Origin of the sequence: Dyadobacter sp. (assembly GCF_051859145.1) — a bacterium.
In the GTDB taxonomy this organism is placed as follows: Bacteria; Bacteroidota; Bacteroidia; order Cytophagales; family Spirosomataceae; genus Dyadobacter.
This window is the reverse complement of sequence record NZ_JBHYGF010000112.1, coordinates 1-26713: the sequence shown is the minus strand read 5'-3', so window position 1 is coordinate 26713 and position 26713 is coordinate 1. Positions and strand designations below refer to the sequence as shown.

The window sequence follows — 26713 nt, the reverse complement described above, 5'->3', positions numbered from 1 at the left end:
AACCGTTTTGATAGAATAAAGATATAAAAAAATATCAACTATTACAATATATTGTAATAGTTGATATAGAATTAAGTTTTTTCCCCACTTGTTCCAATTATCTGGACTCGAAATTTTGAGTTACATTCCCCTGCGGATGAAGGATCTATTTCTGAATTGTGATTCATCCCCCGATGGAGTATCCACTTTCCCATTTAAGGGAATAATTTTTTCGGTCTCAGTTTCTTTCATTCCATTTTCCTTACCGGCATTTTGCTCCTTATCCTTATTTGGATTAAGGCTCTCAGTCAGACGCTTCTCAATGACTACCAGGCTATCCTTCAACTCCTTCAACTTTTCTTCTTTTGGCCAAGCTTTGGACAAAACATCTTTGGTCATTTCCATGTCCTTGATGTAACTGGCCTTTCGTTCTTCCATTCCCTTAATTAACTTTTCAAAGGTTTCTGGGGAAACAGATTTATTTACCCACTCCCCTGCTGTTTTCACCTTATCACTTTGCAGATATCCCGAATTGTGTTTGTAGCCAATGTCGTTAGACGATCTCAGTTCCCATCGATGTGACATTTTCTGAGTGCCTGCATCGATGTCTACAATAGAAGCTTGAAAAGTGTCTAGGGTAAGATCAAAGCCTTTTATATGGCTAATCAACTTTGTGCCGTGCTTCTTGTTTGTCATTTCAGCTTGTAACATTAGCCGACCTAGATCTTCCACTTTGTCCATATCGACAAATGGGATTAGTTTACCATCCTTACCATATCGAACAACGGCTTTTTGATCCGCTTTAACTTTGGAAATATTTTCTTCTGTCTTCTCCAATGATACACCCATTTGTAAGTAAACTGCCCTTTGATATGATATGTCTTTGCCAAAGATTTTTTTCTCCGCCTCCAAACCTGTTATTTGCTTTTCAATTTTAGTTTTTTCAAGTAAATCTTTGTTTCCAGAAAGCAGGGCTACATATTCGCCATAATTCATACCATTGCTTTCATCAGCACTACCTTCGTCAATTCTACGAATGTTAATGTTTTGGTTCTTAATTTGGGATATAAACAGAGACTTATTTTGTACCAAATTAAACATGAAGTTATCAAGGGTTTTTTCGACCGCATAGACATAATTTTGAACTTCATTTCCAAAATGATTTTTAGCAACTTCATTACCTGCTCTTGATCCACGTCCTACACGCTGTTCCAGGTCACTTGGTTTCCAGGGCACATCTAAATGATGAAGAGCCACAATGCGCTGCTGTGCATTTACACCGGTTCCCAACTTTTCAGTCGAGCCGATTAATACACGAATTGAGCCTTCATTAGTTTCTTTTATTATCTGTTGCCTTTGCTTATCATTATTCGCATCGTGAATAAATCGAATCTGCTTTTCAGGAATACCAAATTCCGTTATGAGCTTGATTTTCAGTGCATCGTATACATTAAAATTTGAGTTAGTCGAAGGAGTACCTAAATCGCAAAATACCATCTGCGTTCCCTTATAAGAATTTGACTCCTTGTAATGTTTTGCAATGATGTCTGCGCATACACTTACCTTGGAGTTGGGCTGATCAGAAAGATCCGGATTAATAAGGCGCATATCTAATGCAGCCTTTTTTGAGTAGTTAGTTGCAATCAGCATTTTAGCGGTCTCTTCGGATTTGCTTAACGGCGCTCGTCCCAACAACATACCATTTCCTGTCTGAGCAAATTCAATTAGCTTATCTGTAAAAGCTGCTTGATCCTCCGTCGGCTTCATATTCACCAATTTATGTGCCGCTTTCGGTCTGTCAACCCCTACCATTTCCGCGGTGCGATAGTCAGTGATCTGACTATACATCAAAGCGAGTTCCGGTACTTTTATAAAATTCTTAAACCTTGATTTCTCAATTAGCTGATTGGTTACAGAAAATTCGTAGTCAGTCGTTTTCTTAGCAAAAACAGATAACCATGAATCAAAGTTTTCGATTTTCCTTCTCTCTAATTCCTTTGGTCGTAAGTACTTGAAGAGAAGGTACAACTCCGTTAAAGAATTGGAAATTGGTGTTCCTGAAAAAAATGTAACGCCACTATCGCTTCCCCTTTTCTCTTGAATTGTGCGAACTGCAAAAAGCATATTTAAAGCCCTTTGCGATCCAATAGGATTACCCAAGCCTGCAACACGGTCATGCCTTGTCGTAAACATCAGATTCTTGAACTTATGGCTTTCATCGACCATCAGGGAATCAATTCCCATTTTCTCAAAATCTATCACATTGTCCTTTTTGTCTTTAAGCTGGGTTACAACTTCGTTCAAGTTATTCGATAGAGAAACTTTCCTTTTTTCCAGCCCCTTCATCAATGAAGTGCCAACAGACAAACCCGATTTTTCCAATTCGCGCAAGTCCTTTTCAAGGTTATCAACTTCTTTATCTAAAATTCTTCTCTGAACATTTAAACTTTGCGGGATTTTAGAAAATTGATCATGAGTCAAAATGATTGCATCCCAATTTTCATTGGCGATAGAGCTGAACAATTTCTCCCTGTTAGGCTTTGCAAAATCGTTTTCATTGGGTGATAGTACTTTTGCATCAGGATACACTGCTCTAAATGTATCTGCAATCGCTCCTACATTAGCTTTTAATCCAATTAACATTGGTTTAGCTGCCAAACCTAGGCGCTTCATTTCGTAAGCAGTTACGATCATTGTTAAGGTTTTCCCTGTTCCAACTTCATGATCTACTATACCTCCTGCATTTTGCAACAACATCCAAGATGTGTCTTTTTGAGAATCGTATAATTTTTCAAGACCAACATTTTGAAGCTTTAAGCCTGGGAAAGTCATATGAGAACCATCATACTTAGGCTTAGTTTCAGCGTTGAAAAGATTGTTGTACGTACTCTCAATGCCCTGCTTGTCTTTTTCGGGAAGATTTTGAATCCAATCAGAGAAACCATTTCTAATCAAATCAATTTTTTGCGAAGCTAACCTTACATTTTCAGCATCCCTTACCTTTACATCTTTTCCATCCGGACCTTCAACTGTTTTTGTGATATCCGGAACATTATCTAGTAGTGCATATCTTAGTAAATCAACCCCTGTGTAAGTACGACGATCTGTTTGAACCGCATATTCTGTACCAATTTTAGAATTGTATCCAAAAGACTTAATAGCATAATCATCAATTGCCGGTGAATAGTTTACTTCGACGTCAGAAGAAAAAAAGTTGGTAGCAAACCGAGAATAGATTTTTGGATCGATCCACCTTTCACCCAAATTAAAATCTAACAAGTCAAAAGGAACTGGCTCAGGTTTAACAGTATCCAGAAATGCCAAAGTCCTTTGAATTTCTGGATCATTGTGATTAGCCAGATCTTTTATGTTCTCTATTTTCAGCAAAATGTTTCCTGAACCTAAAACATCTTTGACCTGGTATTCGTCGTCTAATGGTGAGAAATATAGTTTATCACTTAATTCCTTTTTGAGATGGTCTGTGTCGAGTCCGGAAACACTACCCATGTAATCAAAATTCACTCGACCAAACAGATTCAAAGACGCAGCTAGTGATTCATTAGGAGTAAAAACATCAATTTTGGCCGAAGCAATGTGTACTGGCTCAAAGAAAATATCTGTCTTTACATAATCATTTCTATCCTTATCAAATTTTTCCAATGAAAGCAACTCTCTTCCGGCAGGGTCGAGAAGGATCGTATCCATGTTGCTTTTATGCTTTAAAGGGCCATAAAAAGTTGTGAATAGGTCATATGACTCATTTAACTTCTGTCGTGACTCCCTATCTTCAATTTGATTATCCCTCTCACTTTTAAGAAGCCCAAAATAAGCATCACGAATATCAATTAGCGCCTCCCATTGCTTGGTTTGCTTTGGTGATAATTGAAAATCTTCAACCAGGGGATTGCCGTTATCTTCTTTACTTACCTTACCTATCCTACCGCTTTGCGACACAATACTATCATCACTTATATGGTCAAACAATTTGCCGGTAAATGGCAAAGGGTTAGCCTCTCTTACTTCAACCTCTGGTGATTGAGCAAACAAATCAAGTTGTGGAGCAAAAAGATCAAGCTGGCCAGTTGAGACTGAGTTTTTGCGTGGAAGCTTACTAATCTTGCCATATGCTTCACTATCAAAGTTGATTTGAATATCATTTGCGAGGATTCCATGCAGGGTTTTCCCTATTTCTTCTGCGCCTCCATCGTGTTTATATATAAATGCAGGTTTTCCATACTGGTTAGTATCGACAACTTTACTTGTGTGAATTATACTTTTAGGATTGCTATCAAAGTAGTCGTTTGATAAGACATCGTTGCCATTGCTTAGGCTGGCCAAGTCAGAGGCATGTGAAGTAGTCTCCAAAAACGCTTTTTCAGTTTTACTATAAATATTGGTTGGCTTGCTCCGCTTTTGGATAACAATCAAATCGGAGCCTGCTTGCGTACCAGCTGATTCAAATAAATTATGTGGGAGTCTGACAGCTGAAACAAGCTTTCCCTGCTGCAATAAACTTTCTCTAAAATCTCTGTTGGATCCCGAATCAGCAAAATTACTAGTGGTTATAAAGGCTACTAATCCACCTGGTTTAGCTTGTTCAAGCGATTTCAAAAAGAAATAATTATGAATCTGATTTACTGCTCGCGCTTCAACCGGCCCTTTCTTTTGAAAAGTAGGATCATATACCGATATTGCTCCAAAAGGAATATTGGAAGTAATTAAGTCAAAATGATTTTGATACCTCCCACCAATATTTTCAAAGCCTTCAACCCTAGTTCTGTCATTAGATTTTACGGAAAGTACAAGGCCAGTAAGCAAATCCTTCTCAAACATGACAACATCATTAGGAGAATGGCTTTTTCTCAAACGGTCAACAAACAATCCGCTCCCTGCGGATGGGTCAAGAATAGATTTAATATTGACCTGATTGTCTTTAAGTGCGTTTGAAATGGCATCTACAATGGGAACCGGCGTATAAAAACTTGTTAAGACGCTGTTCTTAACAGAGTCAACATATCGCTTCTTTTCGATGGGTTTGTATTGCTCAATTAAATCGTGTATTTCCTGAACGTATGGCTGTACACGATGTTTTTTTCCAGTCCATAACTGGTCAATTTTGGGATCTAGTAAAATCTCTGTTATTGAGCCAAAACCAGAATAACCAGATAGAACTTCGCGTTCTTCTGAGTTTGCTTTGCGTCCCTGTTTTGATAATTCAAAAGCAGTAGATAAAGCCGCTATATTATTAGTTAATACGTCGAACTTATTCATTAAACAAATGGGAAATGGAAACTGATTAGTTTCGTTGGAGAAGTGTCAGAGAAATTTTCCGAAGTAAATGAGCCTTAGCATCGCTTATGTCACTCGGATTTGTGGAAAATTCCACGGTTTCAATTTCCGTTTGAACAAGTGGCAGTAACTTCAATAAAACTTCTCTATCAGACGCATCTGATATTCCGGTCAGTTGTTGGATGGTATCCTCATTCTCGATAATAAAATCACGAAGAGTTCCTATTGGTGATGATATGCTTTCAAGTGTCCTGGCTAACGATTGTTCAATAGCTTCTGTGCTTTGAAAGCCTTCCTTTTCAAGAGTAAGAACATGATCTACTGTATCCTCAGACCAGGCTTTAATCTTTTCTTCAAAGTCATCTCCTTTATCAAGCAGGTCGGGATGATACTGCTGGATATAACTTCTTATACGATTCTGAAAGTAGCCGTTTTCGGCTTCGAAATTATTTTCATTTATACTAGTCATACAAATAAAGTTTAAATTATAATATATCAAATATATAATTTAAACTTTATCAAATTACTAAAACTTAGGAAATTAAAAACTCAAAACTGATTGTAGATCCTGTTACGTGAATTTTCCTAGTGAAAAACATAACCTGAATGTTTCTAATTAAAGAAATCTGATACAATCATTGTCAAAACCGGAGCCTTCGGCTCCGGTCGGCAAAATTATAGTAAGTGGCCGTAGCCACTTACTCGGTAAAAATTAACAGCTTAAAACTTGCCTTGCTACACTTTTGCAATAGTTGTAACCTTCGAGGTTCAAAATTTTAGCGCTACCAAACATGCCACTCTCATCAGCGCCTTTCAATACATGGGTGGTGTAATGAGTAACTCCGCCGAAAAGTCCGTAAAGATTGAAGCCAATGTCTTCCATTTCACTACTTAGACTCTCATCAATTGAAGTCATAATATTTCTTTTGCGCTTGCTGACCTCCTTGTCTCCTAGAATTTCTTCATTGCTCAAATTGGCTAGACGCGCAATCAGACTTTGCTTAATTTCGTCTGAAACTTCAACTTTTGAGAATTCATCTAACGTTTTGTAATAACCTGACAATTCTCTTTTATAACTTTCAAACCCTGATAAAATCTGATTTACTCCGTTATGTAAACTGCTGCAATGCCTAACTTTTAGCATTCTGAATTGCTGTGCAAAACGATTATTGCATCGAACCATAATGTTAGAATTCCCCACAAAAAAGCCTGTGCTGCCATCATGGGAATTGCCTAACATGAGATAGTCTTTAAACTCAAAGCCACCAACTTCAAAGGTTTCAGTACATCTAAGATACCCCAGCATTTTTTTGCCTCCATCCACTTCATAAATAGCTTCGACCGGGAAGTTGGTAACACTTGCAAACCTTTCTACTGCATCAATAAATTGTGCGTTCGTTTGTGGGGTGTAACTGTTTTTGCAAACATTCAATAAGTCTCCATTGTCGCCACGAAGAATAGTTTTGTAGTCAGACAAACCAACTACTGAATCTTCGAATTTCGTATCCAAAGTTGATGTAACAATGTCCCAATCCGATAATGTTGTAAGAACCGAAGAACTGATTAAATTTTCCATAAAATGTTTATTTTAAGAGGTTTATAATGACGGTCTGTCAACCGTTTCAACATTATAAAGATACGAAAAGAGTTGATTAGTACAATATATTGTAATAGCAAACCTTTCTTCCCATCTGTTCCTTCCAAATTTTTACAAATCATAAAAAGCTAGGGTTCCATTACCTGGCCGGCCAGCTGCTGCGTGTAAATCACTTAGGTTTTTGGTAAAGATCTTCGACCAGGATAACGATTTTCTTAGGTAAGTAATCATTGATCAGCCCAGGTGCTAATAAATGCGATTATCAAAAGCTTAGAGTTTTAGGTAAGCAGTTACATGTAGTATTCCCGACAACCCAAAATTCAATTTTAGCTTTCAATAGCTTCTATTACGAATTACACTGGGAAGATTAAATGTTACTTTAAACGGTCAATCTCCTCGGATGTGGTTTCCCGTTTATTATTCAGGTCAACCTTGGATCGGCCAAAGGTATAATTGAGTGTGATTCGAGCCGTGCGACTCTGCCATTTCTTCGAAGTTTCTTGCTGTATTTCGCCAAACTGATAAAACGCTTTATAGCGGTCGCTGTAAAATAGATCATTCGCATCAAAAGCGATGAATCCCTTTCCTTTTGCAATTGCTTTTTTTAACCCAACAGAGACGGTGCCGACCGACGAGACATGAGACAGCTCGTACAGAGTTGGTGAAGCATATTTAGCAAGCAATGAAGCTGACCATCCCTTTCTGAATTGCCAATCTGAACTGACCTGACCTGTCATACTCCACTGTCTCAGATCAATCGGTAAGACAATACGATTGTAAAGAACAGCTATATCAGTACTAATCGACCAGCTTTTAGCCAGTTTGAGAGCTTGGCCTGTGGCAATGTATAAAGTTTGCACTAAGCCCAAACTTTCAGGTCGAGAGAGATTGACTTGCCGCTGTGGGTTAAATGTAAGCACGTCCAGCGTGGCATCTTGCATTTCAATAAAATTTACTGTTAAAAGCCGAATATTTTTAAAAATGTAGCTAAACTCACCAATATGAGCCAGTGCAGGATTAAGTCCCGGATTACCTGCCACTGCATTAAAGGCGTCTGAGTAATGAGAGAAGGGATTTAAATTGGTATAAACCGGGCGCATAATACTCTTCCTGTATGACACATTTATCTGGTGCTCCCCCAACCGGCTTGCAATTGAAGCTGATGGAAAAAGGTATCCATACCGGCGATCAACAAATTGACGCGGTTGATCAACTCCCCTCGTATGTTCATAACGCAAACCTATGTTCATATCTAGGTACTTGGATGACTTTCGAATGGCTAGGTAGGCAGCTTGAATTTGTTCCAAATAATTAAAGGCATTGCTATATCCTGTCTGCGGACGCTGATCAGCCCCTAAAATTGAATCCAGAGCAATGCTGCTAGAGTTAGTTATATAGCTGCTCTTCAAGCCAGCTTCCAACATACCAAACTTCTTTTTTTTAGTCCAGTCAGCCTTTATTGAATAAACTTTGGAGAATCGCATTTGGTCTTGCCGAGCAATAAAACTTAAATCAGCTGTGGGAGCCTGTGTGGAGCTGTTGCTGAATTTATCCCATTGACTAAGTTCATTCCGATAATAGTCTGCATCAACTGTGAACCAAGAGCCAAGTGTATCAATTGTCCAGCTATAGAACATGTGGAAAGCCTCGCGTTGCCCATGTGTTTGGTTACTTCGTTGTAAGTCAATACTCAGGGGTAGATATACATTTGATTGGGCTAACTTCCCATTAGTTTGCAAGTTACTCCATGCGCGTGACGCTTTGCTATCAAGTCCAATAACCTGGTTTGTATTTAGCTGATAACTGATCCCTAACATACTGGTCAAATCTGTTGGCTGGGTGATTTGATTGCTTTCCTGATGGAAATGATTGCCCGCTGCTTGTCTATCCTGTTTCTCTAACTCATAAGTGGGGCTATGATCCAGACCTACCTGCCCATATCCCTGCCATTTTCTCCATCGCCCTGTAAGCATTGTCGTTACCCCCGATCTAGTCCTGGCTAACGGAGTAACGGACAGGTTAGAATTCACAGAAAATCCATCCTCACTGCGCTTTCTAAGGTGAATGTCAATCACACCGCCAGAGCCGGCAGCATCATAAGTAGCAGGTGGTGTCGGCAAAAATTCAATAGACGCAATATCACTGGCAGGTAAACTTTTGAGGTAGCTCAATAGAGCGCTTCCTGCCAGATAGCTTTGCTTACCATCGATGTAAACTAAAATGCCGGTTTTACCTTGCAAGCTCAACTCGCCATCCCGATCCAGTTTTACACCCGGGATGCGGTTCAAAAGATCAACTCCTTGATCCCCGTTCGTATTCATGGCCTTAACATCAACACGAAATCGGTCGGATTCGTAGTAAATTATCGGCTTTTTTGCGCGGATAATTACTTCATCCAAGGCTTGCTGGCTTGATGAAAGATATAGCCCTCCCAAATCAACTTTTTCCCCAAGGCAAGCTATCGAATCAATGATACGTGTTTCGTAACCGATATGAGACAGGGTAAGTTGGTATATGCCTTCTTTAACATCGACAAATGTAAAATTCCCTTCATACTGTGAAGTAGCATACCGGACAATGGTTGGTGAGAAATAGGATGTTAACACGGCATGAACATCTATTAACATCGATGAATCAATTTGGCTTTTAATCTGGCCGCTAACGACAGTGCGCTGGCCAAAAGCGACACCAATTGATAAGAAAGTTACGCATGCCAGGTAACCGGTGATAGTCAGGATCGATGCGCATCCCCAAATTTGCTTCATAAGACACTTTTTTTGTTTTAGGCAAAGATTCGTGTCTGACTGTTTGGCCACTAATTTATTATCTCAGTGGCCTGAAAGCCTATGCATAAGTGGGATGGTTTGCATTGGCATAATAGGTTAGGCAATTCGCATAATATTCTGCTAACCGGTAGATTAAGCTGTATTTTTGAGCAATGAAACGAAGTCAAATGCCCTTAACCCTTGTGCTGATCTGGTTTGGGTCCATGCTGTATTTACTAGTAGGCGCTATGGTCTTCAACCGGGCATCCTGGCAAAGCATCTTGCTCATTGTGAGCTCGCAAGTATTACAATTAGGTGTTATCCTCCCTTGTATACTTGTTATCTTTCCCAGATACTGGAAACGAAATACCTTACCGCAGCTGATCGGCTGCATTAGTGGATTGCTTTTAACTTTTGTCTTGACGCGATATTTGCTTGAAGAAATTTTGTTCGTCCACTGGTTTGGCTTGGCCAAGAATGAAGGGGTTAGTTTACTATTCTTTATTTACGAAAATATCTATTATTCGTTTCCAGGGGTCTTTATTGGCTTTATCATTTTTCTTCTGACCAAGTCTTATACAACCGAATCACACAATCAGCAGTTATCTCAGGAGCTTCGACAGGCTGAGCTTGCGCTATTAAGGTTACAGCTCAATCCACATTTTTTATACAATACACTGAATTACATTTATGCTATGGCCTTGCCAATCCCTGGTCCACTGGCGCAGGCGGTGATGAAGCTTTCCAAGACTTTGCAGTATACGCTGGCCAAAAATCGGACTGAGCTGGTGGCTGTTAGTGAAGAAATTAAATTCATTGAGGATTATCTTAGCCTGCATGTACTGCGCTTTTCCCCTACTTTTCAGTATAAACTGTTGGTAAAAGGCAATATTGAAGGTATTCAGCTTCCACCTTTGCTGCTATTGCCCTTTATTGAAAATGCGCTCAAGCACGGTGTTACCAATGATGCGACCGCACCTATTTTAATCGATTTAGCGATCTGCGAATCTCAACTCACTTTCCGGGTGTCGAATCGAATCAACCGGCATTCACAGGTCGAATCCACTGGTATTGGTTTGGAAAACGTAGAACGGCGGCTGGCACTTCTCTATCCGGGGCGCCATACCCTATCAACTAAAAGTGAGGGAGAAATTTTTCATTCATCCCTTATATTATGCTTATGACCAATCAGATTCTGAATCGTTGTTTGGCGCTAGACGATGAGTTATATGCAACTCAGATCATTGATAATTATCTGGCTCAAATACCTGGATTCGTGTTGGTGAAAGCGACCACGGACGTGTACGAGGGTATAAGGTTGGTCAATGAAGGGTTAATAGATTTAGTATTCCTGGATATTCAAATGCCAGAGCTAAACGGCCTTCAGTTCTTAAAAATTTGTGGTAACAATTGCAAAGTCATTCTCACGACCGCATACCCCGAATATGCATTGGACGGGTTTAATTTAGATGCAGTTGACTACCTGTTAAAACCGATCGAGTTTGAGCGCTTCCAGCATTCTTTGACTAAGTTTCTAGCCTTGAAGTCCAGCACCACACCTTCATCTGCTCCAGCGAAAGACCATATTTTTCTAAAAGGAGATTCTAAAAACACTTTTCACCGGGTTGCATTTGAAGATATCCTCTATATAGAAGGCTTAAATAATTATATATCAGTATACACTACCAAGCACCGAATTGTGACATATATGGCATTAAAGGATATTTTGGAAATGCTGCCTGCTGCACAGTTTTGCCGTGTCCATCGCTCGTACATTATTTCATTGACTCATATTCACCTTATCGACGGAAGACAGGTGTACATTAGTCAAAAAAGCATATCAATAAGTGAAGGGTATAAAACCGGATTTTACCAACTAATTAATGGACAATAATCAGTCGTTTTCCCTTCGGCTGATAACGAGGTATGTGCTTACATGTAGTATTCTCGACAACCCATTTTATAATGAAAAAGGTTACATGTAGTATTCTCGACAACCCATTTAATAATAAAAAAGGTTACATGTAGTATTCCCGACAACCCTAAATGCTGTAAAAGTGACAGCGTGTCACTTTTACAGCATCGCATTATTTATACCATGAAGAAGGAATTCGAGGGCTTCTCGGTCTGGCTGAAACAGGTTTGGTCAGTTTGGGATTATTAAGCTGAATCATCCTTTTTATCACAATGTCTGGAACACCTTGGTCTTTTAAATAAATCAGGTCGTCCGGAGCCGTTGTAAAGCATCGACAACAATTATTGTTGATTGATGATATCATAACATCCGTACTCACCCTATTTCGGCTCATGTGCATAACATCGGTATTTGATAAACACTTGGAGACAGTATGTGGGATAACGCTTGCGATGCATGACATTAGACAAGCTAACGCCATGCAATATACGAGACACTTCATATTAGATTAAATCAATTCGATCAACTGAAATATTTACAGAAACTTTCGCTTCTCCGTCCTTGTCCGTGAATGTAGAGAAATCTGGTCTTCCTGATATGTGAAGCTTTTTTCCTTTTGTCAAGTGCTCCAATAGCGCAAGATTTGAAGTTCGACAGTTGTACCATTGCGTCAAGGATTCGCCAGCTTTATTTTTACGAGTGCAAGCAACTGAGAAAGCAAGAAACGGTTTCCTATCTTTCAGATCCACCTGTTTGGCATCATCACCTAGATTTCCGATAATTGTTAGATTTTGCATGATTTTTGAAGTTAAATAGTTAAAAATAAGAGGTTTATGTTGTGGTCTGTCAACCGTTCCAACACAACAAAGATATAAAATAAAATTGAGTATTACAATATATTGTAATACATTGACATAGATATACCTTTTTTCCCAAATGTTCGATTAAAAGGCATTATGCCTTGACTGAAAACTTCTTTTCAAACTCTACTTCTAATTTCCCATCTTTAAGTACGACAAAGGCTTCGTAGGGCTTACCCTCTTTCGAATGAAAAGTCAGCTTTTTAGTTTTCCCTTTTAAAACCAAATCCTTGACATTTGCATAAGTTAGGGTGCGGCCTCTAAATTCCTTCCAGATTACATATTTGCAAGCTCCGCTCTTGTATTCGGTACAGCCAAAACCTTTTTGATTTTCTGTTAAAGATCCCTTCTTGCAAGCAGGACATAAAACTTTCTCCTTATCCGTCTGAGATGTCATAGAGATCGTATTAGGATCTACCTCATTCGTATAAACAGATAATACAGAAGTTGCAGCTAATGAAGCAATCTCATTAATGAATGTAGAATAGCTATACTCACCGGAAGCAATCAATTTTAACTTTTCTTCAAACCTCGCAGTTAGTTTGATCTTTCCGATCAACTCATTATGCGTCAACTTATAAACACTTAAACCGGCCTGGGTGGGAATAAGCTTTTTTCCTTCCCTTTTTATAAAAAACCTTTTAAGAATTGTTTCAATAATGTTAGCTCTGGTTGCCGGTGTGCCAATCCCAAATTTTTCTTCGGTATCATCCAACGTGTCACTTGCATTTTCCATTTGCTTTAACAAGCTAGCCTCAGTAAATAATTGTGGGAGTGTAGTAAATCCTTTATGGACTTCCTTCTTCTCTACGAAACAAATATCACCTTCTTTCACATCGGGTAACAGCGTGTTCTCATCGTCCGGGATCAAATCATCTTCATCCACTGCAACTTTACCAAGAAGATTTATAGCCTTCCAGCCATTTTGGATAACGACTTTTCCTCCAACTCTAAACAATCCATCAAAGCCAACCTTAAAGGATAGTACTTTCTTACTTTCAACACATTCATCTGAAAAAGTTTGAATAAAGCGCTCAACAACAGACAGGAATATGAGCTGCTGCTCCTTCGTCATTTTGCCGAAATCAGGTTTCACACCGGTTGGAATTATTGCATGGTGATCAGTAACCTTGCTATTATCGAAAGGCGCTCTGTTAAGCTTTTTTGAAAGAATTGAGGTTACGGGGCCAGAAAGAGAACCAAGTGTTTTCAAAAACTGAAAAGATTTAATTACATCATCTTCCATGTCGTCCGACAAGTAATTGCTGTCAGTTCGCGGATAGGTCACAAACTTTGCCTCATATAAGCTTTGAAGTGTGTCAAGCGTAGCTTGGGCAGAAATAGAAAACTTTTTGTTCGCATGCTGTTGCAGGTGTGTTAAGCTAAAAAGCTTGGGAGGTGCTGTTTTTACAATTGATTTATCAACGCCTGTACATACAATCGATCCACCGACGGACTTTAAAACAGCTTCTGCTTCTTCGTTAGTTGCGAATTGTTTGTGATACTTTACAGGAAACTTCCCTTGCTCGTGTTTTAGCAACAATGTGGGAATGAAAAAAGCGGTCTTTTTAAAGTTTACATTGTCTAAATATCGCTGACAAATAAGATTTAATGTTGGCGTTTGAACCCGGCCTATGGAAACTACTTTAATGTCGCTATTTGCGTATTTTACGGTGTAAACGCGAGTCAGATTAATACCTAAGATCCAATCACTTTCACTTCTTCCTTTGGCAGCGTAATAAAGATTATCATAGTCTCGTCCTGGCTTCAAATTACTAAATCCTTTTTGAAATGCTTCGTTTGTTAAGGAAGAGATCCAAAGTCGTTTAAATGGTGTCCGAGAACCCGTAAGGGCGTATATGTAGCGAAATATTAACTCTCCCTCCTGCCCTGCGTCTGTTGCAACTATAATTTCACTGGCAGACTCAAAAAGAGATTTGATTTTGAAATACTGATTTCTCAATCCAGGATCTTTTGAACAATCAAGTTTGAAGGGCGTAGGAATATATGGAAGTCGCTGGATGGAAGATGCCCAAGTTTGCTTTTGTCCATTTACTTCTCCGAAACCGGCATAAGTATCTAATTCGGCAAGAGATACAAGATGACCGATTGCCCAGGTTACTCGATACCCGTTACCCTCGAAGTATCCATCCATTTTATTTGTTGCTTCTAAAAACTCAGCAATAGAGCGAGCAACAGAAGGTTTTTCTGCGATTACAGTTTTCATGACTAATAAATAAGATAAGAATTGTATTAAATTCTCTGCTTCTTGATTGGGGTTGGAGCTTCGGGAGTAGCTGCTTTCATAGCTGGCTCATTGAATGAAGCTTTCGGAGAAACCGATGGTGATGGAGCGATACTGTTATTTTGACTTTGCTCATTCTTTTGAGCAAAGTCACTTAACAAAGGAATACGAGATAGGGACAAATTACTTGACTCAGGCAATGGTTGACCCTTGCGGTCTTTTAAAACATCATTGAAATCATTTTGAACCGATGATGGTCTAAGAATAGCAATTAGCGGCTTTCCGTCTTTCAAAGTGATCTCCTTTGCTAAATAATCCAATGCAGAACTTAGCATTTTGGATATGTTAGGAAATTTAATCTCATAGGAACTGGAAAATGCCGAAGGTTTTTCGACAATATTTCTACTCAAAAACGACTCCTTCGCTAATTTGGAATCATCTGTTGAATGCACATTGATAGCCGCTACCAAACGATCAATGATTGAGTCGCTTGATTTCTTAGCATTGTCTTGGCCATCCACCTTGGGGTGATTGATCTCAACTTTCAAAATGTTGTATCCAATGTCCTTTTGTGGTTTGTCTTCGACTTTTGATTTTGTAGAATTTATGTAGGAAATGTTAGGTACAATACTATTGTTCACATCCCTAAGTGGGTGATCTACTGCTAGATAGTTGATTGCAAATCTGTTACCGGGTGCATTTCCATCCATCCCTATTACAAACTGAGCCTGCGGATTGGAGGAAATTAGGTTTGAGATGTGCATTTTTTGTTCCCTTGAAGGGTTTCCGGCTGGCGATATATACTGCCTGTATTCGCCTGCTTTCGGAGGGGATAGTTGGTGATAAGACAGTGAGTCTATTGGAGACTCAGAGATAATAATCCGATTAGCTGGGATTTTCTCAAATTGATGCTTGTCTTTATCAGCTACCAAGGAAATTGGACCATGAACTGCATGATCAGTATGAAAAGAAGCTACTCCGGCAGATCTGCTTAAAGTACCAATAGTGCCCTTTTCAAGTTGAACTGCCTTGTCCTTAAATGTGAATTCTGAATCTTTCAGCAATACAGCATGATCGTTTGTTTTCCAAACTCCATCCCATTTGCCGCCGACCGGCAAAGCTTTATAATCCTTATTTCGGATGTCAAATGAAAGAATATTTCCTTTTTGAGAAGTTAAAGGAAAAGCTATATTTTCAAACTCGCCATTCTTCTTTACACTTAAAATTTGATGTTTAAATTCAGGAGCCAAAACAGTTTTAATATCTAACTGTCTCTCGTTCACTAAATACCCTGCCCTTTTTTCTCCAATATGGGTTGCATTATATTCTTTTAGGATATCTGCTTGACGTAACTTCTCGTCATTTAAAAATTGGCCTGGGGTGGCCGGCTTCATTGGCAGTATTTGAGATACAGATTGCTTGTAAGTTGGATTGCCAAGCATTGAATCCATTACAGGGAATGCTTCTTTGTATCCACCTTCTTTGAATTTAACAAATTCAATTGAGTCTCCTCTAAAATTTGTATTGTTCAAATCAACGTACATTTTATAATCCCCTTTTGGATTATTCATTACGGCTAGACGCTGGCTATCTCCTTCGATACCTGACTTATAAACGCGGTAAACGTCATTAGGCTTTGATTTATCACTTAAAGAGTACCCGTAGTAGTTTAGTACCAGCTCTAAATCCAAATCCTTTCTCAGCTGCGCGAAATCTCGCTTTTCGTATTTAGGAACAAACTCCTTTGGCTTATCTTCATGCCCAGGGTAGGAAATATAAGATTTTTTAGTTGCCATATTTGTTCGATTAGAATCTAAATATAATAAAGGATCAATGATATCAAGCTCCTGGCCTTGTTTTTTGAGATCGACCATCGTCTTGTGTAGCACATTTAAATTGTATTCTTTGGCTTGGCTTTGAGTACTTCCAACATTATGGAACAGATCCTGCAAGGACATGTGGTTTATGGAAAGTTGCTCTTTTTTAGAATCAGGATATAGTGGAGTACGGTTTTGTTCAGCTCCTTGAACAAGTACACTCCGATCATGGATTTTTTGAAATTCTTCTGATTTAAAGCCATTGATGGAAGGGTAAAAATCAATTCCAAAAGATTGAGAAGTACTTTTGTCAAGTTCACTTTTAATTGGACGTTTTATACCCGGATCAAAGTTTGTCGTAATTCTATCCTTTCCAGATTCTTTAAGTGCTTCATTAAGTTTGTTAATATTTTCGGTTGAAGGTTCAACCCAAACTTTAATTGACCCTACACTTCTTGCTTGCTCATAAGCGTCAACAGCAAAGCTTCCGAAGGCAACATACTTGACACCTTTTGCATTCATGTTATTAAACACTTCAACCTGCTCGTCGTTAACCAAATTAACTGGCTTTATAGGTGGCCGCACTACCGAATTTGCCTTGACAATCTCGCTGTCATAAACAACACCATTATCATGGATATGGGTATTTGCACCAAGAGCTGCACCTGTACCAATAGATGAATTTGACCCTGTTATAACGCTCGACCCAATGGTTGCATTCGTTCCGATAATGCTTTCTTTACCGATACTTGCATGGCTATCGATTACAGAACTAGAACCAATGGAAGACCTTGCACCAATGTCAGAATCTTGCTTAATTAGGACCCTATCCCCTATTCTTGCTGATTCAAAAACAGTTGAATTATCACCAAACCGGCAATCAGACCCGATCTTAACGTTCTTTTCGACAACTATATCATCTCCGAATGTAGTATTTGAACCAACACTAGATCCGGACCGGATTATTGTTCTCTCACCTACGGCTATATTATTACCAAGCCTAACTTCAGTACCGATACTTGCGTTGGGTGCTATGGTAATCTTCCTTTTTTCAAATTCGCCTTTCAAGTCAGATAACTTTTCATAGCTATAAGCAACCTCCTGGTTGTTTTCAGACTGTAAATAGATAGTTTTTGACATCTGATTATATTTATTGAAATTTCATAATGAAAATTTGTGTAACAAACAGTCTAAATTCTTGTGGGAGAAGGCTCCAATCTTCATAGGACATATCTCCCCGGATCTTGGGAATAAATATGTCTTCTCCATCGTCTTCCCGTGAAGGAATAAATTGGGGTTCGAGCGCATCTGGCCCGTATGTTTCGAAAATATAATCCAGTGTTAAAATGCTTTTGGCTTTCATCGGTGTTGTGGATTAGTTCAAAGTCTTTGTTTGACAGCAGGCTTTTCCGGCGTGTCAATGGTCTTTTTGGCCTGCTCAGGTGTTTTATAACTTTCGGAGGCAGTGCTGTTTAAAAGTGATTTTTTGGCGTCTATATTATTCCCTTTCGGAAGCTCAATTCCACTTGCTTTATCGGATTCCCCTACTTTTCCACTTAGTAAATTCAGGTTCACCGTTGCTGAGTATGGCTTGCCGAGCTTTGGGTCTTTTAGACCAGACAATTCGATAGGGTTGCCTATGAGTAGGTTATGAACTTGTTTTTCTGTTAACTGAACACCTTTATATTTGATTGGTAGATCAGTTACCGGAATCTCATGTTTTCGTTTGTGAATTCCCCCAGGTGCGCCATTCTCTCCTATTAGCGCAACCTTCTGTTTTTGTTCAAGCACGAATAGTTTTCCAGATTCATCCAAAAATTGCTTCTTTCCTTTTGGATCATTGGATAAGTAGTAGTCACCAACGTTATTTAACTGTTGATTAAGCGTGTGCGCTTTCTGCGTAGAAGTAGCATTGGATGATAGTGTATCTTTGATCTCCCTGACCAGCTCCTTAGTCTGGCCATCATTTGTGTGTGTCTTTTCTTTTAACAGGCTTGACAACTTAATATCAAATCGAGGATCTACTACTAAGGAGTGACTCAATCCCTTCTTGCTCTCTGACAGATTTACAGAATCGAAAGTGGAAAATCCCAACTTTAAAACAGGAATATTCGAATTAATCTGCTTATCCAGTTGGAAAAGCTTAACACCAAAAAAATGTCGCGGTTTGCCTTCCCCGTCTCTCGAAACATTCTTCACTTGTACAACTTCTCCTTGCATCAAGTTTTGATACACATTCTTCTGAGAAAGGATTTGAAGGGATTGCTTGTCCTGAGCAAGATCGTTCATGGCCTGGGAAAGGTCAACACCTTTATACATTTGTGCTATCCTAGCGATATCAATCTGAGTTTTGCTGATTTCGGCCTTTACAGTACCCGCAAACTGAATGTCTCTGGCATGCTCAATGCGGTCGTTGATAATAACACCGTCATTTGCTGCCATTCCTTTTGACGGAGCTAAACTTTCCGCTTCCTCTCTTGTAATAGGTCTTTTTGAGTCGTTTTGCTGACTAATATTCTTTTGCATGGTTATGAAAGTTATAAATTATAGATTAGCAAATATTAAATTATAAATTTATAAATTTGTTTAGACATAAAAAAATTAGCCCTGAATAAGATTATTCGATTTTGTAGCTTTTTGATAGCGATGTGCCTTTCATTGTCCGGAAAAGGGCAAGAAAAAATTTTTATTGACCAGGAAGACGGACATTATGAAAATCAGCAGAATGATTCAGTCGATTATAAAAGTGCGGTTATTAACCTGTTGAGAGACGAGCTTAATTTGAAGGAGATATTAGAATCATACATTTATCTAGGCATTGTAGACAGCACATATTTAACTGCAATACCAAGCATAAATCCTATTGAGATAAATGAAAAGCCATTTATTACAAGCCTTTATGGCCATAGAATTCATCCCATCAAAAAAAGATACATTAAACATGAAGGAATTGACCTTGCCTGTCGAAAAGGCTTTCAATTTATCTATGCGACCGCAGATGGAATTGTAAGTCAGTCTGGGTACAATGGTGGCCTAGGATTGAGTGTCTCAATAAAGCATCCAAGTGGTTTTGAAACTATCTACGGCCATTTGAGCGGATTATATGTTCGTAGCGGCTCAGAAGTAAGAATTGGAACTGTAATCGGTGTAATGGGAGAAACTGGCCTTGCAAAGGGCATCCATTTACATTACGCTGTGAAAAAAAATGGAGTACTAATTAACCCACTACCCTATCTAACACTTTATCAGGAATTTAAACAAAAAAAAGACGCTTTAAAGGCGTCTCTTTCCAAATCTGTGGGTAGGTAGCATTACTTTTTAGGCTTTATGTCTAAACCCAAACCATTCATAACACGATTCTTATTTTTAATCTTTTCAAGCTCATCTGATACAACCTTTATCACTTTCTCAGAATAAAGGATCTTGTCAAAGCTATACCCTAATCTATCCACTGTCCTTTTTAAAGTCAGCATGTTAGGACCAGTTCCTTTCGCATCCTTCAAAGCTCTGTATTGTAGATATGATAACCCATAAGGCTCCATTAGGTTTTTCTCGCTGGGTTTTTTAGACTGTTGGTCAAATTCTTCCTGGGTCAATTCACCATTTTCGAATTTATGCAATACTATTAATTTAAGGCACATTGAGAATACTATCTTGTAGTAATATCTAAGTGCTTCGGGTTCTTCATAAATAGCATCAAGCTTTTCAAAAATTTCAGGATTCATATTGTCGTTTTGGTGATCGAGTGTTATAAAAGAAAAGTATTCTTCTAATACATCATTTTGATCAATTGTCGGTGAACTAAGATAATAATTTGTCATAAAATTATATAATTTATGTTGAATGCTGCAGTTACAGATTTAAATTTTATAGAAACACTAAGAAAACACGGTAAAAAGCTATCAAACGGGAGGTTAAAAGCTATAAAAATCACTTTCGATAGCCAATATTTCGGATTGAGCTTATTAAATGCCTAAGAAAGAATTAGAAGATAAGTGGTTCGTTAGGCTGGCGTAGCTGCTCTTTCTTTGGGAAATTCTAGACTTTCAATTCTCACGAGTTCCCTCACTTCATTTTTGATATTCATATAATTATCCTCCAAAAGCTTTTTCTTCCAGTCTTGCTTGGACATCGTAGCGTAGTTAGCGCCGGGGTAATAACTAGCAACTAACTTTTCTATGTCTTTAATTACTGGTGGCTTTTTATGAATGTTTTTCATCCCATCCTGATCAACTGTAATTAGGGCGTTAAATGTTTTAAGCTCAGTTTCTTCACCAAAGTTGTCAGCAAACTGGCCTACAAATGTGCCTTGGGATAAGGTTGAAATTTTTGATGGTGGTATCGTATCATTGAGCTGTGTAGACAATGTTACAGTTGTATCCTCTCTGCCAAAAGCAATGCTTTCCTGTTCTTGTTGAGTTTTCCCAAAACGTTCTGAAAGTTTTTTCGCAGATTCAAAAACGAGTTGACCAGAAAAGACATTACCAGGCATGTTCATTACAACCTTTGCTGCCTTTTCGCCATATGCACTGGTAAGTTGTTCAAAATCCTGAAAACCAAGCCAAGTAGCTACTTTATTAGAACGAGCTGTCGCTATAAGCGTATCTATTCCTTTCAGGAACATTGTTGGTAATTCATCCCAAAAAAGGGCTGACTTCAACTTACCTTGCTTGTTAACCATTTTAATCATCTTGGAAGTATACAATGAGAATACCGCCCCATAGACTTCTTGTCTCTCCGGATTATTTCCTGTGCACAAAATCTTTGGATCGTCCGGATTGTTGATATCCAAGCCGAAGTCATTACCTGACATGATCCAGTATAAAGTTTCAGATGAAAGCCTAGCAAGAGGTATTCGAACCGAGGCAATTTGTCCTTCAAGCTGTTCAGCTGCCCCATTTAGCGCAGCGCTAGCAAAAGGCCGCACATAGGCTTCTAGTGCCGGATAAGATGCCATAATCCGAAACATCTCTTCGTAATCTTTCTGGCAGGCAAATTCTAAAATATGAGGAAAAGTGCATACGTTTCGAAAGCGCTTGTATAGCGCAAGGTTCTCAGCATTTTGAGACGCAGGTGATTTCGCTAGCTCGACGTTATACAATTTTGTGTACTTATCACTTACCATTTTCATGTACCAAATGACCGATGCAAGAAAATTAATTGCCGACTCAACGAAGAAGTCTCCTTGTTTATCTACCCAAGTTCTGTTAAGGTTGAGCATAATTGTGGAAGCACTCTGATAACCATCCAAGATTTCGGTCATTGTCGATGGAAGCAAGGGATTGCATCTGTGAGAATATTCAATGTCATCAAAATTGATCACACAGAATTTGGGGATTAGCAACTCGCCGTTCGGCTTCCTGCCCCACGCCGTTGGATTTTCATTTAAGGTTTTTTGATAAGCATTATAAGCTTCAATAGTTAACGTGGGATATTTGAAGTCATAAACGTAGAGACAATACCCTTTCCAAGTTGATTGCCAAATAGCCGGATTAAGTATGGTAAAAGACTTACCAGATCCGGGAGTACCTAAGATCATATTGGCCCTAAATGGATTTATGATATTAATCCAGCCAGTTCTCCATTTTTTGTTGAAGTAGTACGTGGTTTTGTAGTGGATAGAATAATCGTTCTCCATATATTCTTCATTCTGCGGGAACGTTTCATTCTCATTGTTAAAAATGTCATTGTTATTCTTGAAGAACATTATGCGTGAAGCATATTGTCCTGCTTTAATAACCCAGAAAATACCCAAGGACGTACTGAACAAGTATAAAAAGTCTCCTATATAGCCTGGAAATAAACTTTTTGTATAGAGAATAAAGATGTTGCCGAAAAAAATGATTGTTCCAAGCGCCCCGTATTTGTATACATCTTTTACTGTTATGCTTGGATCAATCCGACCTTTTGACCCAATTGAATAGATTATCAGAAGGAAATAGACAGTTATTTTAGTAATGAGTGGATGAAAAAACAGGCTATATCTTTCATTAAGCCTAAGCAATATTTTTGAAAAAAACTCAGTTGGGTTAATTCCTCCAATTGACGGAATTTGCGAAAAGAATGAAAAATTGTACCAGTAATGATGTAAGAAAACCAAAAAGAGTGCAAGGGTGAGCACGAGTTCAACACCCTTAGCACGCCCTTCCTTTTCAGAATTAGTAGCGCTCATAGCTAAAAGAATTATAGATTATAAATTATATATTTTCAAATCTATAATTTTTATTTTACATTTAAAATGTCAATTATTTTAAAAATTCAAACAGCTTGAATTACAGCTATGAAACAAACACGAAAACGGGTATGGGTTTTTCTTTTACTCGCAGCATCAATTCCCTTTGCAGCACATGCACAAGAGGAAAAACTTACCGGGAAGGAGATTGAAAGTAATGTCGTCCGAAATTATTTCGCAGATAATAGACAAGAGGTCGAAAGTAATCGCCTCGATTACGTGATCCCAGAATCTTATAAAAAATCTTATCCGGCCAGCCTGGGATATGATCTTGAAGTTTTCGCAAAAGTGAAGATTTTAAGAAGCTACTTTCTTTTAGAATACATGCCAGATCCAGCTCCGGAAGTTCCAGAACAATTTCAGTACCAGAAAATTATTAGTGGTGCAGAACAGGAAAGAATGATAGAGGAAGAGTCTGCGGCCAAATTGTACAAAGAACAGTCTGATCCGATGTATTTCGAGAAATCAAGAAAATCCTTCAAGGAGGAATTTAACAGGAGAATGCAAGAAAGGAATCTCAAAAACTAAAAAAAGGGGGTGAATATCAGCCCCCTTTTTTAAATAATAAACCCCTCTATATAATTGTAACTTACCTTTTCTGATATTTCGTGCCGTTAATTTCTAACACGTTGTTTTCAATAAGTATAGGAGTAGCACCAAATCCAGTTACAGCAGAGTAATAATTTCCTTCTTTCTCAAATTTAAGAGGGTACTTGTCTCCTTTGCTATATTTAAGAAATAGTCCATTATTCTCTTCATAGATTGTAAGTGTGCTTGCTTTCCCTTTCATCTTATCCCATTCGCCTAAGTATTCATCTTTCACGCTGTCACCCTCAGAGTTCCCTGAACAGGAGATCATAAAAAGTCCCAATAGTATGATCAATATTTGTTTCATCTTTAAATTCTTTAAGTTATACAATCAAAGCATTAAATAAATAAAAAATATTGATTTACACGCAGAGAAATTTTTAAAAGTGACAGCGTGTCACTTTAATCCCTTAGATTTAGAAGCTCTCCTGCTTTATTAATGATTTGAATTAGAACATCCTTAGATAGGTGTTGCTCGAAGAGTTGCTTTAAATCTCCCTCTATCTCTTCTACTGTTAAGACAGGCTCAGCTTCCTGAATATCAGCAGGTTCCGAATTTTCGATTAGCGTAGATTGCTGTGAATCGTCTTTAAATTCATCTAAATTGAAAGCATTAAGTTGATTCGGCTCTGTTTGAATTGCACTTATGCTATCTTCTGAGTCTATATAATTAGAGAATGTAATATCAACCAGTTCATCGACCTTTTGTACGGATTGCAGATTTTGCTCAACATTTTGTTCTGCCTCCTGCTCTTTTAGGAGTTGCAGCACACCTTCCATCGAGTCTATTGGCGCATCAGGATTGACCGATTTTAACGCTTGAACGTCTTTTTTTGCCAACTTAGATTTTCCAGAAAGAACATCCTTCTTAAATTCGGGTGTTAATTTGTCCATTCCTTCGGCAAATTCACCATCTCTTTTTATAGTTCTGGGAGTTACATCAAACTCCTGAGCAAGTTCTTCTGCAACATTTATTTTTTCTTTAACTGATTTTCCAGATGCCTTACCTGCTTTTTTTAGCTCATTATATTTTAATCCACGTAAATAAGAAATCTGTTCTGGTGTAAGATTTCTGCGGCCAAGTTGATAATCTATCATATAATCCTTCACTTCGGAAAGACCATTGAAGTTCATTTTGTTAACCTTAAAATCTAAATTTCGCTCCTTTGCTATTCCATATCTATTGTGGCCATCAAAAAGGACATATACGGTCGAATCATTATCTAAGTTTGCAAACAGCTCATGGGATGGGCTATTTGCCTCTAATCCATTAAGAACCGTTATTACATCAGTTTCCCAAACAGAAAGTGGGTCTTTGATACCATATTTGATTAAGTTTTCCTCTAATTGCTTGGATTCGTCTTCTGCCAGGGCCGGAATCAAGTTCTTTAACTCAGGAAGAATAATTATTTCAGATTTAATAAGAGATTCAGTTACAAATGCAGATGGTTTAACATCGCTTGTCTTTTCCTTGAATTTATCCATTGGATTAACTTTGACCTTTGCCATAATATCTTGATTATAAGTTAATTAATTCTTTTGCTAGGCTTACATACTGGTTCCAAGGAGCGCTCTGCGGGCTATACTTAAACAAATCTTCTTTCGCTACCTGACTTTCTTTGATTGCAGTTGACTGAGTAATAACTGTTTCAAATGTATGGATACCCTTAAATGACTCTTTAATGTAGTCCATCATATTTGAGTGTATCTTAGTTCGTTTATCTACCATAGTGAAGACAAAGCCTTTCAGAGATAAATTTGTATTTGAATGCTCCCGTATTTCTGAAATCAATGTTATCAAGTTATTTACTCCATGATAAGCTGATGCTTCAGGCTGAATCGGTACAATACAAGATGCAGACGCAATAAGCGAACTTGTTGTTAAAATATTTAGCGATGGTGGACAGTCAATTAAAATGTAATCGTAGTCACCCTTTAAAGCATCCAACTTTCTCGAAAGTCTAGTCTCGGCTCCGACTGCACTAACCAAATCTTTCTCTTTTTCAGCCAAGCGTATATCAGATGGCGTTAGAAACAAATTTTCGTCAATTCTTAATATAGGTAGGGGAGTCCTTCCTAATAAGCTATCAATAACTTGCTCTTTTGGTTCTCCAATATTAAAGCACTGCGATAGATTTCCTTGTCCATCCATGTCCACCATTAATACCTTAAACCCTTCCAAGCTTAACGCTTTCGCTAGATTAATTACAGTTGTAGTTTTACCAACTCCTCCTTTATGGTTAACTACTGAAATGATGTTTGCATTCTTTTTCCTTTGTTCATCGCTGTACCCATATTTAGCCAATGCAGCTTCGATAGCCTCTAAGTGCTTTGAAGGAATTTCTATTGGATCAGCAATCATTGCTTTTGCAATAGTCTTTGCAGGTACTTTGGCATCCTTTTCAATTTTTGATACATTAAGACCGTCCCTAGATCGAATGAACGCAACTATTTTTTCTGAGGTCACCATAAAAAGATATATTTGGTTCTAAATATTATACTCAAATGTACAAAAAGAACTACATAGTACCAAATTATAGATTTGATATTTTATATATATTTTGTATTGATTTGTTTCCCCTTTGTTATTTTGTCATAAAGTGACAGCGTGTCACTTTTAGAGCTTGTTTTTCTTCTTGGGTTTTGCCCGAAGATTCTTCCTCTTTTCTTCTTTCATTTCTTCCAGTCCTCGTGTTCCAAACTCATTATCATAACCAGAAGCATTTCGTTTTACTTCTGCTGCAATTTTTCCACGTGATTTAGCTGAATCGGCTTCAATTTGTCCTGCATTATTGCTGGTTAGCAATCGTTCAATTGTATAGTCTAATCCTAGGCTTCCCGCGCTACTGGAAGTTTCAAGGGCAGATTTATTCGGTTTGTTAATCAGTGGCTTTTCGCTTTCAGGTTTGACGTTAGATTTCGTAATTGGAGAACCGTGTCCGATATCGTTCCAGGTTCCCTTATTAATGTTGTCATCGATGACAGAATATTTGAATTCAGGCCCAAGCTGCGCTCCCGTGATCATTTTCGAATTCCTGGTTGGCAGATCAGCTTTGCTTTCATCAGGGATACTGAAATTTTTTGTAAAGAGAATACTTGTAAAAGGTTTCCCCGACTTTTTATTAATCATGTCTTTCGTTTGAACGCCATAACCTTCCTTGTTTAATGCAGTCACAAAATCTGGGAATGTTTTAGAAACAGGCGCTGTACTTTTAATCAACTGTTTCAATTTATCCTTTTCAGTGGTTTTGGGGTTATCGACACCAAACTTATCATCGGGCAGATAGCTTCCAGCTATCCTTTTTTCAAGGTTGAGCTTAGAATACTCTCGTCCTAAATCAGATCCTTTGATAATAACACCTGACGACTTCTGAATAAATGTAATGCCGTTGCCTACCTTGGTCTTAAAACCCTTTTGTAGAAGCT

The 26713-nt window shown here is 38.3% G+C and carries 17 protein-coding genes and 1 pseudogene; 4 read left to right on the top strand and 14 right to left on the bottom strand.

Going from position 1 to position 26713, the window contains the following annotated elements; translation table 11 throughout:
* Nucleotides 1-120 precede the first annotated feature (120 nt).
* The 4 genes from ACTIE6_RS08110 to ACTIE6_RS08095 form a co-directional block, all read right to left on the bottom strand.
* On the bottom strand, nucleotides 121-5250 hold the full coding sequence (locus ACTIE6_RS08110; RefSeq protein WP_439556156.1) for a helicase-related protein: 5130 nt from the start codon (nucleotides 5248-5250) through the stop codon (nucleotides 121-123).
* A gap of 25 nt (nucleotides 5251-5275) precedes the next feature.
* The gene (locus tag ACTIE6_RS08105) at nucleotides 5276-5737 is read right to left on the bottom strand and encodes a hypothetical protein (RefSeq protein WP_439556155.1); all 462 of its coding nucleotides are present in this window, start codon (nucleotides 5735-5737) and stop codon (nucleotides 5276-5278) included.
* 243 nt (nucleotides 5738-5980) lie between these two features.
* Nucleotides 5981-6844: a DUF932 domain-containing protein gene (locus ACTIE6_RS08100; RefSeq protein WP_439556154.1), complete on the bottom strand. Its 864-nt coding sequence runs from the start codon at nucleotides 6842-6844 to the stop codon at nucleotides 5981-5983.
* 395 nt (nucleotides 6845-7239) lie between these two features.
* Nucleotides 7240-9630 carry an outer membrane beta-barrel protein gene (locus ACTIE6_RS08095; RefSeq protein ID WP_439556153.1) on the bottom strand — a complete coding sequence of 797 codons (2391 nt, stop codon included), beginning with the start codon at nucleotides 9628-9630 and terminating at the stop codon, nucleotides 7240-7242.
* Nucleotides 9631-9803: 173 nt separating this feature from the next.
* Here ACTIE6_RS08095 and ACTIE6_RS08090 point away from each other — a divergent pair, with 173 nt between their 5' ends.
* A complete protein-coding gene (locus ACTIE6_RS08090) occupies nucleotides 9804-10814 on the top strand; it encodes a sensor histidine kinase (RefSeq protein ID WP_439556152.1) in 1011 nt (336 codons plus the stop codon).
* The gene (locus ACTIE6_RS08085) at nucleotides 10811-11524 is read left to right on the top strand and encodes a LytR/AlgR family response regulator transcription factor (protein WP_439556151.1); all 714 of its coding nucleotides are present in this window, start codon (nucleotides 10811-10813) and stop codon (nucleotides 11522-11524) included. Before ACTIE6_RS08090 ends, ACTIE6_RS08085 begins: the two co-directional genes overlap by 4 nt.
* Nucleotides 11525-12048: 524 nt before the next feature.
* On the opposite strand, the gene ACTIE6_RS08080 is transcribed toward ACTIE6_RS08085, so the two are convergent.
* The 4 genes from ACTIE6_RS08080 to ACTIE6_RS08065 all read right to left on the bottom strand — a co-directional run bounded on the left by ACTIE6_RS08080 (nucleotide 12049) and on the right by ACTIE6_RS08065 (nucleotide 18993).
* The gene (locus tag ACTIE6_RS08080; protein ID WP_139012903.1) at nucleotides 12049-12342 is read right to left on the bottom strand and encodes a single-stranded DNA-binding protein; all 294 of its coding nucleotides are present in this window, start codon (nucleotides 12340-12342) and stop codon (nucleotides 12049-12051) included.
* A gap of 157 nt (nucleotides 12343-12499) precedes the next feature.
* Nucleotides 12500-14632 carry a DNA topoisomerase gene (locus ACTIE6_RS08075; protein ID WP_439556150.1) on the bottom strand — a complete coding sequence of 711 codons (2133 nt, stop codon included), beginning with the start codon at nucleotides 14630-14632 and terminating at the stop codon, nucleotides 12500-12502.
* 26 nt (nucleotides 14633-14658) lie between these two features.
* A complete protein-coding gene (locus tag ACTIE6_RS08070) occupies nucleotides 14659-17607 on the bottom strand; it encodes a toprim domain-containing protein (RefSeq protein ID WP_439556149.1) in 2949 nt (982 codons plus the stop codon).
* Nucleotides 17608-17847: 240 nt separating this feature from the next.
* Entirely contained in the window at nucleotides 17848-18993 is a 1146-nt protein-coding gene (locus tag ACTIE6_RS08065) for a hypothetical protein (protein WP_439556148.1), read from the bottom strand.
* Nucleotides 18994-19125: 132 nt separating this feature from the next.
* On the opposite strand from ACTIE6_RS08065, the gene ACTIE6_RS08060 reads away from it, so the two are divergent.
* Nucleotides 19126-19776 carry a M23 family metallopeptidase gene (locus tag ACTIE6_RS08060; protein WP_439556147.1) on the top strand — a complete coding sequence of 217 codons (651 nt, stop codon included), beginning with the start codon at nucleotides 19126-19128 and terminating at the stop codon, nucleotides 19774-19776.
* 2 nt (nucleotides 19777-19778) lie between these two features.
* Here ACTIE6_RS08060 and ACTIE6_RS08055 read toward each other — a convergent pair whose 3' ends face one another.
* Together ACTIE6_RS08055 and ACTIE6_RS08050 are read right to left on the bottom strand one after the other, a co-directional pair.
* Complete coding sequence (locus ACTIE6_RS08055; protein ID WP_138484468.1) at nucleotides 19779-20288, bottom strand: hypothetical protein; 510 nt, start codon at nucleotides 20286-20288, stop codon at nucleotides 19779-19781.
* Between the two features lie 182 nt (nucleotides 20289-20470).
* Nucleotides 20471-22639 (bottom strand): YWFCY domain-containing protein, encoded by a 2169-nt coding sequence (locus ACTIE6_RS08050; protein WP_439556146.1) that lies wholly within the window; start codon nucleotides 22637-22639, stop codon nucleotides 20471-20473.
* A 108-nt stretch (nucleotides 22640-22747) separates the two neighbouring features.
* Here ACTIE6_RS08050 and ACTIE6_RS08045 point away from each other — a divergent pair, with 108 nt between their 5' ends.
* Nucleotides 22748-23227, top strand: a complete 480-nt coding sequence (locus tag ACTIE6_RS08045; RefSeq protein WP_138484464.1) for a hypothetical protein — start codon at nucleotides 22748-22750, stop codon at nucleotides 23225-23227.
* A gap of 61 nt (nucleotides 23228-23288) precedes the next feature.
* Here ACTIE6_RS08045 and ACTIE6_RS08040 read toward each other — a convergent pair whose 3' ends face one another.
* From ACTIE6_RS08040 to ACTIE6_RS08025, 4 genes and pseudogenes are all read right to left on the bottom strand, one after another.
* Nucleotides 23289-23594 carry a hypothetical protein gene (locus ACTIE6_RS08040; protein WP_439556145.1) on the bottom strand — a complete coding sequence of 102 codons (306 nt, stop codon included), beginning with the start codon at nucleotides 23592-23594 and terminating at the stop codon, nucleotides 23289-23291.
* A gap of 95 nt (nucleotides 23595-23689) precedes the next feature.
* Nucleotides 23690-24796: a hypothetical protein gene (locus ACTIE6_RS08035; RefSeq protein WP_439556144.1), complete on the bottom strand. Its 1107-nt coding sequence runs from the start codon at nucleotides 24794-24796 to the stop codon at nucleotides 23690-23692.
* Nucleotides 24797-24806: 10 nt separating this feature from the next.
* Complete coding sequence (locus ACTIE6_RS08030) at nucleotides 24807-25757, bottom strand: AAA family ATPase (protein WP_138484458.1); 951 nt, start codon at nucleotides 25755-25757, stop codon at nucleotides 24807-24809.
* A gap of 147 nt (nucleotides 25758-25904) precedes the next feature.
* Nucleotides 25905-26713, bottom strand: a pseudogene (locus ACTIE6_RS08025) (hypothetical protein); the annotation flags it as partial.

Excerpts from the sequence above, each read along its gene's own strand:
- ACTIE6_RS08110 (WP_439556156.1), bottom strand. The coding sequence starts at position 5,250 with ATGAATAAGTTCGACGTATTAACTAATAATATAGCGGCTTTATCTACT.
- ACTIE6_RS08105 (WP_439556155.1), bottom strand. The coding sequence starts at position 5,737 with ATGACTAGTATAAATGAAAATAATTTCGAAGCCGAAAACGGCTACTTT.
- ACTIE6_RS08100 (WP_439556154.1), bottom strand. The coding sequence starts at position 6,844 with ATGGAAAATTTAATCAGTTCTTCGGTTCTTACAACATTATCGGATTGG.
- ACTIE6_RS08095 (WP_439556153.1), bottom strand. The coding sequence starts at position 9,630 with ATGAAGCAAATTTGGGGATGCGCATCGATCCTGACTATCACCGGTTAC.
- ACTIE6_RS08090 (WP_439556152.1), top strand. The coding sequence starts at position 9,804 with ATGAAACGAAGTCAAATGCCCTTAACCCTTGTGCTGATCTGGTTTGGG.
- ACTIE6_RS08085 (WP_439556151.1), top strand. The coding sequence starts at position 10,811 with ATGACCAATCAGATTCTGAATCGTTGTTTGGCGCTAGACGATGAGTTA.
- ACTIE6_RS08080 (WP_139012903.1), bottom strand. The coding sequence starts at position 12,342 with ATGCAAAATCTAACAATTATCGGAAATCTAGGTGATGATGCCAAACAG.
- ACTIE6_RS08075 (WP_439556150.1), bottom strand. The coding sequence starts at position 14,632 with ATGAAAACTGTAATCGCAGAAAAACCTTCTGTTGCTCGCTCTATTGCT.
- ACTIE6_RS08070 (WP_439556149.1), bottom strand. The coding sequence starts at position 17,607 with ATGTCAAAAACTATCTATTTACAGTCTGAAAACAACCAGGAGGTTGCT.
- ACTIE6_RS08065 (WP_439556148.1), bottom strand. The coding sequence starts at position 18,993 with ATGCAAAAGAATATTAGTCAGCAAAACGACTCAAAAAGACCTATTACA.
- ACTIE6_RS08055 (WP_138484468.1), bottom strand. The coding sequence starts at position 20,288 with ATGACAAATTATTATCTTAGTTCACCGACAATTGATCAAAATGATGTA.
- ACTIE6_RS08050 (WP_439556146.1), bottom strand. The coding sequence starts at position 22,639 with ATGAGCGCTACTAATTCTGAAAAGGAAGGGCGTGCTAAGGGTGTTGAA.
- ACTIE6_RS08045 (WP_138484464.1), top strand. The coding sequence starts at position 22,748 with ATGAAACAAACACGAAAACGGGTATGGGTTTTTCTTTTACTCGCAGCA.
- ACTIE6_RS08040 (WP_439556145.1), bottom strand. The coding sequence starts at position 23,594 with ATGAAACAAATATTGATCATACTATTGGGACTTTTTATGATCTCCTGT.
- ACTIE6_RS08035 (WP_439556144.1), bottom strand. The coding sequence starts at position 24,796 with ATGGCAAAGGTCAAAGTTAATCCAATGGATAAATTCAAGGAAAAGACA.
- ACTIE6_RS08030 (WP_138484458.1), bottom strand. The coding sequence starts at position 25,757 with ATGGTGACCTCAGAAAAAATAGTTGCGTTCATTCGATCTAGGGACGGT.